The organism is Dermacoccus sp. BD5 (genome assembly GCF_044878485.1).
GTDB classification, from domain to species: domain Bacteria; phylum Actinomycetota; class Actinomycetes; order Actinomycetales; family Dermatophilaceae; genus Dermacoccus; species Dermacoccus nishinomiyaensis.
Window position 1 is genome coordinate 1 of record NZ_JANJER010000016.1, and the last position, 13,407, is coordinate 13,407.

Here is a 13,407-nt window from a genome sequence, read left to right on the forward strand (position 1 = left end):
AGTAGGGTGGAGCACGTCGAGGTCTTTCGGGATGGCGAGCGTGAAGAACTTCCATCATCCGGGAGACCTCGACCCCTACCCGGCCACTGACGCGCTCAACCGACTACACCCTCGTTCGTGAAGAGCCCGTCATCCGCCGGCAACGTCACGGTGACGTGGGCCGGGCCGCTGACGCAGCTTTCGTTGACGTACGACCAAGGTGGCATTGTTTCTGGAGGCCCCTTCGTCGCGGTCTCGGGGCTGACGTTCACCCCGACAGTTTGTTGATCTGGTCGGTAGCGCCCTGGAACAAATTCGGCCACCGCGTCTTGACCGGCCGCAAGCAGCACACTGCTGGACGCTTTTTGGTGCCTCGGGGCGGCGTGAAAGGCCTGCGTGGGGGCGCGTCACGCCTATGAAGCCCACCCCAAGACGTGAGAGGCTTGCACGCATGAACACCGTGACTCCGAAGGACATTGCTGACGACGCCGTCGTGCTCGACGTTCGTGAGCAGGACGAGTACGACGCCGGTCACGCGCCGCGCGCCATCCACATCCCCCTCGCGGAGCTCCCGGCCCGCGTCGGCGAGCTTCCCGAGGTCGATGGCGACCTCCCCGTCGTCTGCCGCAGCGGCGGCCGCTCGAGTCGCGCCGTGCAATGGCTCGAGGGGCAGGGTCTCGACGTGGCGAATGTCGAGGGCGGCATGAAGCAGTGGCACGCGGACGGCAAGCCGATCCAGGCTGTCGGCGGCGGCGACGCCAACGTCATCTGACGTGAGCGACTCCCCCCTCTCGCGTCGTGCGCGGCGCGACGCCGACCCGCAACCTGCGGCCGATGACGCTGCCGCCACCGGGTCCGACACGACCCCCTCGACGAGCGACACCCGCGATGGCGCCGCGTCCGTCAGCTCCCGCAAAGCCACGTCGGCGCGTTCCTCGCGCGAGGACGCCACGTCCGCCGTCTCCGGCGACGCCACCTCGTTGCGCCCTTCGCGCGACGACGGCGCTACTGCTGCAACGGCATCCGGTGACGGCAAGCGTGCGCACAAGCCACGCTCGGCGGCTCGCACGTGGTTCGACCGCCTCATCCTCGTCGTCGCCGTCTGGGCGATCTGGGCGTTCATCACGACGTTCGTCGTGCAGCCGTTCCGCATCCCGTCCGGTTCGATGGAGAACACGCTGCGGGTCGGCGACCGCATCGTCGTCGCCAAGTGGGCGCCGCGATTCACGGACGTCAAGCGCGGCGACGTCATCGTGTTCAAGGATCCGGGCGACTGGACCGACCCCGTTCCGAGCGGCAACGCCATCACCGGAGGGATCCGCAAGATCGCCGAGGTGACGCACCTGTCCGCGAGCGGCAGCCACCTCGTCAAGCGCGTCGTCGGCGTCGGCGGCGACAAGGTCTCGTGCGAGGGGCCCGGGCAGAAGCTCACCGTCAACGGTGTCGCGATCACCGAGCCGTACCTGAAATCGGGTGTGCAGCCGTGCCAGGACAAGTTCTCCATCACCGTGCCCAAGGACAAGGTGTGGGTCATGGGTGACAACCGCTCGAACTCGGCCGACAGCCGCTACCACGACGACGGCACCGGACGCCTCGGCAGCGTGCCCGTCAGCGACATCACCGGCCGGGGTCTCGCCGTCGTCTGGCCGATCGGCAACATCGCCGGCGGCCACAACGACGAGGACGCCTTCTCGAAGGTGCCCGCCGCCAGGTGATCGGTTCGCGCTGAACGATCATTCGCGACGGGGCGCCGCGGCCAGTGATGGCCCGGCGCCTCACCTCGTCTGGCCGTCGGTGCCACGGTTCTCTCAGGCTGGGATGGTGGTATGTCGGGCATGAATCCGAAGCTCGCGGTGTGGCGCGATCGTCTCCTCACGATCGTCATCATCTGGGTGGCATGGGCGCTCATCTCGACGTTCGTCGCCCAGCCGTTCAAGATCCCCAGCGGGTCGATGGAGAACACGCTCGGGGTCGGCGACCGCATCGTCGTCGAGAAGTGGAGCCAGGACGTGAAGCGCGGTGACGTCGTCGTCTTCGCCGACGACCTGCACTGGGAACCCGCGCAGGCCGCACCCACGGGCTGGCGCAAGGCGGTGCGCGGTGTCGCGACGGCCACGCACATCGCTGCGGAGGGCAACCACCTCGTCAAGCGCGTCGTCGGCCTGCCCGGCGACGTCGTCAGCTGCTCCGAGCCGAACGCGAAGCTGACGGTCAACGGCGTCGCCGTCGACGAGCCGTACCTGCAGGGCGGGCTCGACGGCTGCACGCCGAGCCCCGGGCAGGCGAGCAAGTGGAGCATCACCGTGCCGGCCGGGCACATCTGGGTCATGGGCGATCACCGCGGCGACTCCGCCGACAGTCGCTCGCACGACGACGGCACCGGAGGCCTCGGAAGCGTGCCGCTGAGCGCCGTCACCGGGCGCGCCATCGCCGTCGTCTGGCCCCTCAACCACCTCGCAGGCGGCCACGGCGACGCAGACGCGTTCGCGAAGGTGCCCGCGCCGAAGAAGTGACCTCGGCACGCATTGCTGCCACGATGCGATGGGCTCGCTGGCAGCTCCGAGGGACAACACCACGAGCCAGCAATCATGCGGTGCATCGAAGGCAAGCACCGGGGTGCTCTCCGGGGCGGAGAACTCGACATCCGGCGCGGCTTCAGGCAGGCGGCGCCAAGCCGTCAGTATCCCGGCGCGGCGGGCAGGCCGAAGAGTTTTTCGAGCGTCGCGATGTCGCGTCGCGCATGCATGAACGCTGCGACCTCCGGGCCGACGTAACGCAGGTGCCATGGTTCGGGTTCGTAGCCCGTCACCGCCTGCTGGCCCTCGGGGTAACGCACGACGAAACCGAACTCGTGCGCATGAGCGTCCACCCAGCGACCCACGGGCGTGTCCTTGAATGCGGGCTCGAGCTCGTGCTGACGGTCGACGCCCCGCACGTCGAGGGCCAGGCCAAGCTGGTGCTCGGAGTGGCCGGGGCGCGCGGAGTACGTGTCGGCGGCCTGCTTGCCGTCGCGCGCGGCGTAGGCGTCGTAGACGCGGGCCTGGTCGTCGAAGTCGCGGTGTGCGCTGACGGCTTCGAGCGCGACGTGCTCGCGCTCGGCGCGCGCGAACATCGCGTCGAGAGGCTTGCTCAGCCGTTCGTCGATCATCACGCCGTGCGCCGCGAGGAGCTTCTTCGGCTCGTCCGAACGGGCCAGCGCGAGGCGCTTGTTGACGACGCGCAGCAACGACGAGCGCAGCGCGTCGGGCCGCGTGTCGACGCTCACCGACGTGTCGGGCGCGCTCGGGGTGCTGATGTCGATGCGGCTCACGGCGGAGTGCTTGACCGGCAGCGCCACGACGACGACGCCACCTGCGGCGCGTTCGATGGCGACCGCGTCGTCCTGGTGCGCCCACAACTCGCCGTCATGGAGCCGCGCGACGACGGCGGCGACGTTCGGTGTCACGGCGAAGGCTTGCAGGTGCAGGGCGCGCAGCGCGTCCGCGTCAGTGCCGGTGACGAGCGAGGGCGATGTCGTCGATGCCGCCAGCGCCCCGGACGAACCCGCGATTCCGGCGGCTGCCGCCAGCGCGGCCACGGGTGCGGCGAGGGCCGCGCGGCGCGTCACGTCAGCCATGGCCCTCACCCTTCTTCACGCCCCGTCGACAACGCCCACGCTCTGGCTGCACATCTGAGCGGGGGACGAACGAAAACGGGAAGACGATCTCGTCGAGGTCACGATATCGTCACGGCGGCATCCGCGTCACACCGGGCGCCGCCCCGGACCCGGCCTCCTCGCACGATGGCGAGTAACTCGCAGGTGGGCGCGCAGTTGGCTGCCTACCTGTGAGTTACCCGCCATGTTGTGGCCTGCGAACTGACATCACCCGCCAGGCATCTCGCGAGCAGGCTCACTTGAGCAGCTTGCTCATCCGTCGATCGGCGAGCGGCTTGCCGCCCGTCTGACACGTCGCGCAGTACTGCAACGAACGGTCGGCGAACGACACCTCGCGGATGACGTCGCCGCACACCGGGCAGGCCTCGCCCGTGCGCCCGTGCACGCGCATCCCGGCGCGTTTGGCGTCCTTGAGATCCTTCGCGGGCTTGCCGGCCGCAGCGTCGACGGCATTCGTCAGGGTCGTGATCAGCGCGTCGTACAGCGTGTCGATCTGCCCGGGCTCGAGCGATGACGTCAACGCGAACGGCGAGAGCTTCGCGACGTGGAGCACCTCGTCCGAGTAAGCGTTGCCGACGCCCGCGATCTCGTTCTGATCGCGCAGCAAACCCTTGATCTGCATGCGCCTGCTCGCCACGAGCTGCCCGAACGCCTCGCGGGTGAACTCGGGCGACAGCGGGTCGATGCCGAGCTTCGCGATGCCCGGCACGTCGACGACGTCACGCACGATGTGTACGGCGAGGCGCTTCTGCGTGCCGGCCTCGGTCAGGTCGAAACCGGAGCCGTCGTCGAAGCGCACGCGCAGCGCGATCGGCGACTTGCCGGGCCGCAACACCGTCGTCGGCAGCGCGTCGGACCAGCGCAGCCAGCCGGCACGCGAGAGGTGGAACACGAGCGACAGCCCGCCGCTCGTCTCGAGGGCGATCCACTTGCCGTGGCGGCTGACGGCGTCGACGACGAGCCCCACGAGCGCCTGCGGTGACGGGTCGAACGTCTTGAGCACGGCGATGGAGGCGAGTTCGACCCCGACGATCGCGCGCCCGACGATGCGCTCGTCGAGAAACCCGACGAGCCCGCTCACCTCTGGTAGCTCAGGCATGAACCTTCCCCCTCACCCGTCGCGCCTGCGGGGCCGCAATGGCGGCGACCGAACCACGCCCCGGATCGACGACCGCGCTCACACGTTCGTGGAGCATGAAACCGTTGGGCCCCTCGAGCCACGGCACGCCCGGCACCCGACCGGCCACGTCGTCCATCTGCAAGGGATGGCCGTGGCTGAGCAGCTGCTGCGCGGGCGTGAGCTGACGGATGGCGATACCCGCGACGTGCTCGGGATAACTGAGCGCGAACTTCTCGTACAACGCCGGGTCGTGCTGGCCATCGTCACCGACGAGGAGCCAGCGCACGTCCGGGAACTCGGACGCGAGACGCCGCAGCCAGCGACGCTTGTGCTCCGGGCCGGAGCGGAACCACGCCGTCTCCGTCGGCCCCCAGTCCGTCAGCAGCAGCGTGCCGCGCGGAAAACCGCTGCGGCGCAGGAAACGCGTGAGAACGGGTTGGGTGTTCCAGGCACCCGTCGACAGGTAGAACATCGGCGCACCCGGGTGCCCCGAGAGCATCGAGCGATAGAACGCCGCCATGCCCGGCACCTCGCGACGCACCGTCTCGCGCACGACGAACGTGTTCCACGCCGCGATGAGCGGGCGCGGCAGCGCGGTGATGAGGGCCGTGTCGTCGATGTCGCTGATGATGCCGAAGCGCGCCTCACCGCTGATGATCTGCATCGCGGCGTGCGTGACGATGCCGTCGCACTCGATCGTCGCCTCGTGCCAGCCGTCGCGCAGGCCGTGGCCGACGACCTCGATGTCGAAGTACCCGCCCCGGTCGGTGTGGCCGACGGCGCGCGCGGCGCCGAGGCTCACCGTCACCTCTTCACCGGTCTGCGGGACGGAGAAGAAGGCCCGGAATCCGCGGCGCACGAGCGAGTCGTCGTGCGCGGCGGGCACGGCGGGCTGGCCGCTCTTGCCCATGACGACGCGGCCCAGCACGACGGCGCGCCCGCCCTCGGGGATGCGGCGCTGACGGCCGCTCGGCTGCCCCGATGCACGCCAAGTCTGGGTCTTCGGGCGTGGGGCGCTGACGTACGGGTTACGCCCCTCGAGTTCGGGGTCGACCGAGCCGAAACCGACGTACGGGAACACGCGCTTGCTCCAGTGACGCCGCTCGAGCAGCGTCGACGTCGAGCTGTTCAGCCGATCCTCGAGGCGGGAGGCCATGTGCGCGCGAGACATGCCACCACCCTATGACCCCGCACCGACAACCGCTGGGCAGCGGTGAGGATACGGGGCCGGGGCGGCGGTGAGCGGTCGATGCTCAGGCGTGGGTCAGGCCTGCGTCTTCGGCAGCGCGGCTTCGACGGTGGGGGTACCCGCGTCCTCGTCGTCCTTCAGCGCGGTGATCTCGCGGACGAGGCGCTCGAACTCGGGCGTGTCGACGGTGACGCCGGCCGCGTCGAGGCCCTCCTGCAGCTTGTCGGCAATCTTCGCGTCGCTCGCGCTGTAGTCCCACGAGGTCGCGGTGTCGACGGCGGCCTGCGCGGCGTCGCGTGCGGCCTGCAGCTCTTCGTCGGTGTACGAGTTCATGCTCTGCTCCTTCGCGGTGGGTCGCGTCCGAGCACCTCGGACGCCTGCAGGCCAGTGCACCACGAGCCGGACGTCCGCCGCACCGCCCTTACGGGTGGCCGCCTCCCGCGTCATCCGCGGGCAGCATCCGCCCGAATGGCACACGTCTGCTCACCAGCCTGACGAAGCCGCCGCGTGAACGCGAGGGGACGTTTGACCCATCCTGGCGCCAAACCCTAGCCCTGGGGATGTCATGTCGACCAAAATGGGGGCATGGGAAAGAAGAAGTTCAAGACGCAGGACGAGACCTGGCAGCACAACTACCCGTATGACGTGAAGATGACACGTACGGAGTACGAGTACCTCAAGCGCCAGATGCAGATCGAGCTGCTCAAGATGCAGGCGTGGGTCAAGGAGAGTGGCGAGAAGGTCGTCCTCATCTTCGAGGGGCGTGACGCCGCCGGCAAGGGTGGTTCGATCAAGCGCTTCAACGAACACCTCAATCCGCGTGGTGCGCGCACCGTCGCCCTCGACAAGCCGACCGAGCGCGAGATGGGCCAGTGGTACTTCCAGCGCTACGTCTCGCACCTGCCCACCGCCGGTGAGATCGTCTTCTTCGACCGCTCCTGGTACAACCGCGCCGGCGTCGAGCGCGTCATGGGTTACTGCACCGACGAGCAGTACGACGAGTTCATGCGCACCGCGCCGCAGTTCGAGCAGATGCTGACGGGCTCCGGCATCCACCTGCGCAAGCTGTGGTTCTCCGTCGGCAAGGCCGAGCAGCTGACGCGCTTCGAGAAGCGCCGCACCGACCCGGTGCGTCAGTGGAAGCTGTCGCCCACCGACCTCGCCTCCCTCGACAAGTGGGACGACTACACGAAGGCGAAGGAGGCCATGTTCGAGCACACCGACACCGAGTGGGCCCCGTGGACGGTCATCAAGAGCAACGACAAGAAGCGCGCCCGCGTCGAGGTCATGCGCTACGTGCTCGACTCGCTCGACTACCCGGGCAAGAACACCGACTTCATCCACGCGCCCGACCCGCTCATCGTCGGCCCCGCCAAGCACATCCTCGACGAGGGTGAGGGCGGATTCCAGGAGGGCTACCCCGACCGTCACGACGGCGGCAAGACGCCGACGCACACGGCCCCGAAGTCGAAGTCGGCTGCCAAGGCGCGCGCCAAGGCCCAAGCCGAGGTCAAGGCGCTCGAGATGCAGCGGACCGCCGAGTCCATCGCGCGCGGTGACGGCGACAAGTCGGCTGAGCAGAAGTCAGCCGAGGCCAAGGCGGCCGAGGGGCGCTGACGCCGCTCACGCTCGCGCAGGCGAGCACGATGGCGGGTAACTCACAGGTAGGAGGGCAACTTCGCGCCTACTCGTGAGTCACCCGCCATCCTGACGTTCGGGGTGGGTGGCTCGGGGGTTCGTGACGCCCGGGTCAGGGGGCGACGAGACGTCAGGGTTGAGTGTCGGCGCGCTGCTTCGCGAGGCGTCCCTCGAGGATCTCGAGAGCGGCGTCGAGCGTCGCAAGTTCGTCCTCGCTCATGCCGTCGAGCAGCGGGACGACGACCTCGGCGCGCGCCTCGCGGGCCTTCGCCAGCGTCTCCCGGCCTGCGGGCGTCATCGTGACGAGCGTCGCGCGCCCGTCGCGCGCGTCCTGCGAACGGTTGACGAGGCCGAGGCCCTCGAGGCGTTTGACCTGCGTCGTCATCGTCGGTTGAGACGAGTTGTCGGCCGTCGCGAGATCGCCGATGCGTGACGGGCCGAGGTCGTTGATGAGGGAGAGCAGCCGCAGCTGAGCCGCGGGGGCAGGCAGCTGCGCGTGGCGTGACGCCCATCGGTTGAGCCGGGCCACGACGAGCAGCAGACGGTCGCCTCGTGAAGTCGTCATGCTCGCCATCGTAAGACCCGCGGGCGTCTCGAGGGGCGAGGTCAGCGTCACCGCCTCACCCCGACGGGCGGGGTGAGGCGAACACCGTTCACTGCGGCCGCAGTTCGCGCTTGAGAATCTTTCCGGTCGCGCCCTTGGGCAGCGTTTCGATGAACGTCACGTGGCGCGGGTACTTGTACGCGGCGACGCGCTCCTTCGCGAAGGCCTTGACGGCGTCGGCGTCGAGGTTCGAGCCCTCGGTGCGCACGACGAAGGCGGCGACCTCCTCGCCGTAGTGCTCGTCGGGCACACCGACGACGGCGACCTCCGCGATCTCCGGGTGCTCGTACAGCACCTCCTCGACCTCGCGGGGGTAGACGTTGTACCCGCCGCGGATGATCATGTCCTTCGAACGGTCGACGATGAAGTAGAAGCCGTCCTCGTCCTGGCGGGCGAGGTCGCCGGTGTAGAACCAGCCGTCGCGGATGGCCTTTGCCGTCTCCTCCGGCTTGTTCCAGTAGCCCTTCATGATGTTGTGCCCGCGCACGGCGACCTCGCCCACCTCACCGACGGGCAGCGGGTTGCCGTCGAGGTCGGCGACCTTCATCTCGACGCCCTCGATCGGCGTGCCGATCGAACCGGGCTTGCGCTGCGCGTTCGGGTGGTTGAACGACGCGACGGGTGAGGTCTCGCTGAGGCCGTAGCCCTCGAGGATCGTCGCGTCGAAGCGCTCCTCGAACTTGCGCAGCACCTCGACGGGCATCGCCGAACCACCCGAGATGCAGGTGCGCAGCGACGCGAGCTTCACCTCGGGCGCCTTCGCGGCCGCCGCGAGCATCGCCTGGTACATCGTCGGCACGCCCTCGAAGACGGTGACCGAATCACGCTCGATGATCTCGAGCGCCTTCGTCGGTTCGAAGCGCGGCAGAAGGGTCAGCGTCGCGCCCCTGGAGACGGACACGGCCATCGCGCACGTCAGGCCGAAGACGTGGAACAGCGGCAGGCAGCCCATGACGACGTCGTCGGACGTCACCTCGACGAGCGTGCGCGCCGTGACGTCCTGGTTCGTCTCGAGGTTGTCGTGGGTGAGCTCGGCCCCCTTCGGGCGACCCGTCGTCCCCGAGGTGTAGAGGATGACGGCGGTGTCGCTGCCATCGCGCTCGACGATGTCGGACGTCGGCTCGAACTTCGCGAGCAGGCTCTGCAGCTGATCGTCACCGACCTCGACGAACGTGACGCTCTTCTGCTCGGCCGCCTTGGCCATCTCACCGGCCATGCCGAACGCGAGCTTCACGCCGGCGTCCTCGAAGTAGTAGTCGATCTCGCGCCCCATGAACAGCGGGTTCATCGGCACGAGAACGGCGCCCGCGCGCCACACGCCGTACGCGACGACGGGGAACGCCGGCACGTTGGGCAGGCTGAGCGCGACGCGATCCCCGACGCCGACCCCCTGGTCGGCGAGGAAGGTCGCGAGTCGTTGCGTCGCGTCGTCCAGCTGCGACCACGTCAGCGTGAAGTCGTCGAGCTTGATCGCGACATCGTCCGGCTGACGCTCGGCGGTGCGCGTGAGGTTGGCGGCGATGTTGAGCTCGTTCGTCATGACGTGATCCTAATCACTCAGCCCGGGTGTTCAGTGACCCGGGTCACGCATGTCTCGAAACCCCGCCGCCGCACCCGTCAGCTGCTCGAGGTGATCCTGCAGCACGTCGAGCGCCCAGTCGCACGGATCATCCGGCCCTTGACGGATGAGTTGCAGCGCCAGCCCGTCGAGCAGGGCGTGCAGACGCCTGGGCTCGGAGTCGGCGCTTCGCGATCCGGCCAGCAGGCCGACCGCGTCGAGGCGGCCGATGACGATGACGCACATCTGGCGCAACGCTTCGTCGGACTTGGTGCACTCCTCGCGCATCTGCGGGTCCGCCAACGCGCTGATGGACAGGGCCAGCCAGACCTCCATCTCGACGCGGCGGTCTTCGTCGAGGGGCAGGACGTGGGTGCACGCCTGCCACGCGAATTCGCGGGCGTCGAGGTCCACTGGCAACGCGCGAAATCGTTCGACCCCGCGCTGGAGCACCAGCTCCAGACAGAATCGGACGAGGCTGCGCTGCGTCGGGAAGGAGCGACGCAGTGAGCCGACCGCGAGATCCGCCTGCGCGGCGACGTTGCGAACGGACAGACCCCGGATTCCCCTGCTACGGAGCACCTCCCATGCCGCCTCTGCGATCGCAATCTCTCTCGCGGCATGATCGATGACCTTCGGCATCCCGCCATCTTAGTACGGTCGTGCTAACTTGTTTTTGGTACAACCGTACTCATTGGGAGGGTCATGATCGTCGCCATCATCGCTGCCTGCGAGATCCTCTTCTGGGTCTTCGTCATCGCGGGCCTGGCCGCGCGCTACCTCCTCGAGCGCCGGCGCCTCGGAGCTGCCCTGCTCGTCATGGCCCCCGTGACCGACCTCGTCCTCCTCGCCGCCACGGCCATCAGCCTGCACCGCGGTGACGTGGCACACCTCGGGCATGCGGTGGCCGCCGTCTACATCGGATTCAGCGTGGCCTACGGCCATCGCATGATCGACTGGTGTGACACACGCTTCGCCCATCGATTCGCGGCCGGGCCGGCGCCCGTCAAGGCGACCGGGGCGACCTACACCCGCCAATGCTGGGCCGACGTCGCGCGGACGAGCGTGGCCGCGGCCATCACCTGCACGCTGACGGCGGTACTCATCGCGATCGCAGCCGACACCTCGTCCGCGGGCGCACTTTCGGGCAACTACACGTGGATGGGCGTCATTCTCGGCCTGGACGTGTTGTGGGCCGTCAGCTACACGCTGTGGCCACGACGCGCCTCGAAGAACGGCTGACACCACGCCGAAGGTGGGGCGCAGATCCGGGAGCGCCCGGATGCTCATGGTGGCAAGGTGGACATGCCAACCGACGACTCGAGCGACGAGGAACCGTCATGCGTCTGCCCCGACCCCGCTTCACCCCGCAGATCATGCGCGTCGTGCGTGACGTCGACCGTCTCGACCGTTCGCTGTTCACGGCGATCGCCGAGCACCGCAGCCCCATGCTCGACCGCGTCATGCCGAAGCTGAGCCGCGCCGCCGACTACTCGGTGCTGTGGATGGCGGTGGGCGCCGGGCTCGCCGCGACCGGCGACCGTCGGCTCAAGTGGGCCGCCGAGCGCGGGCTCGGCAACATCGCCCTCGCGAGCCTCCTGACGAACCAGGTCGGCAAGCGGCTCGCGCCACGCCTACGCCCCGCGATCGAGAGCGTTCCGCTGGCTCGGCGCGTCTTCCGGCTGCCGACGTCGAACTCCTTCCCCTCCGGCCACAGCGCGAGCGCCGCCGCCTTCGCCATGGGTGTGTCGACGGAAGCGCCCGCGGCCGGCATCGTCGTGCAGGCGCTCGCGGGACTCGTCGCGTTCTCCCGCATCGCGACGGGCGCCCACTACCCGAGCGACGTCGCCGTCGGCTGGGCGATCGGCTCGGCCGTCTCGACGCTCGGGGCGCGCGTGCAACCGTCCGCCCCGCCGGCAAAGGTGACGCCGGCGCCGCCGCTGACGATCGACGTGCCGCCCCACCCGCGCGGCGCGGGCGTCGTCTGCGTCATCAACCCGCGAGCAGGAGGAGGTAACGGCGCGCGCGTCATCCGACGCATCGAGAAGCTGCTGCCCGAGGCGGAGATCGTCCGCCTCGGGCAGGGGCAGGATCTCGACGACCTGCTCGCCGACGCGGCCGCGCGCTGCGACGTGCTCGGCGTCGGCGGCGGTGACGGGACGCTGCAAGCCGGTGCGCGGCACGCGATCGAGCACGACGTGCCGCTCGCGGTGTTCCCCGCCGGCACGTTCAACCACTTCGCGAAGGCGCTCGGGGTGAGCGTCGACGCGACCGCGCGGGCGATCGAGCAAGGATGGTGCACGACCGTCGACGTCGCGCGCCTCAACGGCGAGATATTCCTCAACACCGCGAGCGCCGGCTCGTACCCCGAGTTCGTCATCCGCCGCGAGAAGCTCGAGGGGCGCATCGGCAAACCGCTCGCCGCCGTCGTCGCCGGATGGCGGATGCTGCGCACCGCGGAGCCGTTCACGTTGCGCTACGACAACCGCGAGTACACCCTCGCCGGCATCTTCATCGGCAACGGCCGCTACGACCCGCCCGGCGACGCACCGCAGACGCGGCTGCGCATGGACGACGGGCAGCTCGACCTGCGGTTCTTGGAGCGAGGCTCGCGGTGGGCCGCCGTCCGCACGCTGTTCGCCGTCTTCACCGGCGGGCTCGGACGGTTGCCGCTCTACCACGAGTTCGACGCGCCGAAGGCTCACCTCGAGGTCGTCGGCGGTCCCATCCCGTTCGCCCGCGACGGCGAGGTGACCGGCTCGGGGACGGTGCTCGACCTCGACGTCGCCTACCGCGCTCTCACCGTCTATCGGCCGCGCACAGGCAGTTGGAGTCGCGTGCTGCGACGCTTCGGATGGCGCCGCCAGGGCGTCACAGCCAGCTGACGCGGCCGGCGAGCAGCTCGTAACCGACGAAGCTGACGACGTCGAGGATCGTGTGCGCGACGATGAGCGGCAGGACGCGTCGCGTGCGCGTGTAGAGCCAGCCGAAGATCAGGCCCATGACGACGTTGCCGACGAACCCGCCGAGGCCCTGGTACAGGTGGTAGCTGCCGCGGATCAGCGCGCTCACGACGATCACCTTCGTGCGCCCCCACCCGGCCTGAGACCAGCGCGTGAAGAGGTAGCCGATCATGACGACCTCTTCGAGGATCGCGTTCTGCGCGGCGGCGAGGACGAGGATCGGAAAGACCCACCAGTGCTCGCCCAGGCCGGACGCGACGACCGTCGTGTTGATGCCCATGGCCCGCGAGACGAGGTACAGCGCGAGGCCCGGGATGCCGATGACGGCGGCGAGCAGCGCACTGAGGACGGCGTCGGGTGCCTGGCGTGTGCGGTCGATCCCGAGGTAAGCCAGCGGCTTTCGCAGTTCGCGCGACAGCAGGAGAACGACGAGCGCCACCGGCACGAGCGCCAGCGCGATCTGCACGAGCTGATAGACGACGTCGAGCCACTGCGTGCTCGAACGCGACGAGTTGAGCGTCGACGTCTGCTGACTGATCGACGTGTGCGTCGCGCGCGCCGTCAGGGCCGTGCGCAGCAGCGAAAGCGCCGACCAGATCGCGCTCGCGCCGAGGCTGAGCAGCAGGACGATGACCGTCTCGGCGAGCAGTTGACGCCGCGGCAGGCGCGTGCGGGCCACGTCGAGTCTCGTACCAGGCCAG

General features: G+C 69.2%; 14 protein-coding genes. 6 read left to right on the top strand and 8 right to left on the bottom strand.

What is annotated here, in order from left to right:
* The first annotated feature begins 430 nt into the window (after positions 1-430).
* The 3 genes from NQ706_RS11430 to lepB (NQ706_RS11440) all read left to right on the top strand — a co-directional run bounded on the left by NQ706_RS11430 (position 431) and on the right by lepB (NQ706_RS11440) (position 2,492).
* A complete protein-coding gene (locus NQ706_RS11430) occupies positions 431-751 on the top strand; it encodes a rhodanese-like domain-containing protein (protein WP_006943527.1) in 321 nt (106 codons plus the stop codon).
* A gap of 1 nt (position 752) precedes the next feature.
* A complete protein-coding gene (gene lepB, locus NQ706_RS11435) occupies positions 753-1,694 on the top strand; it encodes a signal peptidase I (protein ID WP_051805483.1) in 942 nt (313 codons plus the stop codon).
* 120 nt (positions 1,695-1,814) lie between these two features.
* A complete protein-coding gene (gene lepB / locus NQ706_RS11440) occupies positions 1,815-2,492 on the top strand; it encodes a signal peptidase I (RefSeq protein ID WP_167539819.1) in 678 nt (225 codons plus the stop codon).
* A 164-nt stretch (positions 2,493-2,656) separates the two neighbouring features.
* Here lepB (NQ706_RS11440) and NQ706_RS11445 read toward each other — a convergent pair whose 3' ends face one another.
* From NQ706_RS11445 to NQ706_RS11460, 4 genes are all read right to left on the bottom strand, one after another.
* Positions 2,657-3,595 (bottom strand): D-alanyl-D-alanine carboxypeptidase family protein, encoded by a 939-nt coding sequence (locus NQ706_RS11445; protein WP_081873533.1) that lies wholly within the window; start codon positions 3,593-3,595, stop codon positions 2,657-2,659.
* Positions 3,596-3,869: 274 nt separating this feature from the next.
* Entirely contained in the window at positions 3,870-4,733 is an 864-nt protein-coding gene (locus NQ706_RS11450) for an Fpg/Nei family DNA glycosylase (protein WP_038566453.1), read from the bottom strand.
* A complete protein-coding gene (locus tag NQ706_RS11455) occupies positions 4,726-5,925 on the bottom strand; it encodes an App1 family protein (protein WP_038566451.1) in 1,200 nt (399 codons plus the stop codon). Before NQ706_RS11455 ends, NQ706_RS11450 begins: the two co-directional genes overlap by 8 nt.
* A gap of 93 nt (positions 5,926-6,018) precedes the next feature.
* On the bottom strand, positions 6,019-6,276 hold the full coding sequence (locus NQ706_RS11460) for a hypothetical protein (protein WP_038566449.1): 258 nt from the start codon (positions 6,274-6,276) through the stop codon (positions 6,019-6,021).
* A 252-nt stretch (positions 6,277-6,528) separates the two neighbouring features.
* Here NQ706_RS11460 and ppk2 point away from each other — a divergent pair, with 252 nt between their 5' ends.
* Positions 6,529-7,560, top strand: coding sequence for a polyphosphate kinase 2 (gene ppk2, locus NQ706_RS11465; RefSeq protein ID WP_051805481.1), 1,032 nt, complete (start codon positions 6,529-6,531; stop codon positions 7,558-7,560).
* 151 nt (positions 7,561-7,711) lie between these two features.
* Here the strand turns inward: ppk2 and NQ706_RS11470 are convergent, their stop codons facing one another.
* The 3 genes from NQ706_RS11470 to NQ706_RS11480 form a co-directional block, all read right to left on the bottom strand.
* Positions 7,712-8,146, bottom strand: coding sequence for a MarR family winged helix-turn-helix transcriptional regulator (locus NQ706_RS11470; RefSeq protein ID WP_038570031.1), 435 nt, complete (start codon positions 8,144-8,146; stop codon positions 7,712-7,714).
* A gap of 88 nt (positions 8,147-8,234) precedes the next feature.
* A complete protein-coding gene (locus tag NQ706_RS11475; RefSeq protein WP_038566447.1) occupies positions 8,235-9,725 on the bottom strand; it encodes a long-chain fatty acid--CoA ligase in 1,491 nt (496 codons plus the stop codon).
* 30 nt (positions 9,726-9,755) lie between these two features.
* A complete protein-coding gene (locus tag NQ706_RS11480; RefSeq protein ID WP_051805479.1) occupies positions 9,756-10,385 on the bottom strand; it encodes a TetR/AcrR family transcriptional regulator in 630 nt (209 codons plus the stop codon).
* 63 nt (positions 10,386-10,448) lie between these two features.
* Between NQ706_RS11480 and NQ706_RS11485 the strand changes: the two genes are divergently transcribed.
* Positions 10,449-10,985 carry a hypothetical protein gene (locus NQ706_RS11485; RefSeq protein ID WP_006943515.1) on the top strand — a complete coding sequence of 179 codons (537 nt, stop codon included), beginning with the start codon at positions 10,449-10,451 and terminating at the stop codon, positions 10,983-10,985.
* 98 nt (positions 10,986-11,083) lie between these two features.
* Complete coding sequence (locus NQ706_RS11490; protein ID WP_081873532.1) at positions 11,084-12,628, top strand: bifunctional phosphatase PAP2/diacylglycerol kinase family protein; 1,545 nt, start codon at positions 11,084-11,086, stop codon at positions 12,626-12,628.
* Here the strand turns inward: NQ706_RS11490 and NQ706_RS11495 are convergent.
* Positions 12,615-13,385, bottom strand: coding sequence for a CPBP family intramembrane glutamic endopeptidase (locus tag NQ706_RS11495; protein WP_038566443.1), 771 nt, complete (start codon positions 13,383-13,385; stop codon positions 12,615-12,617). The two genes, NQ706_RS11490 and NQ706_RS11495, sit on opposite strands and share 14 nt — an antisense overlap.
* Positions 13,386-13,407 lie beyond the last annotated feature (22 nt).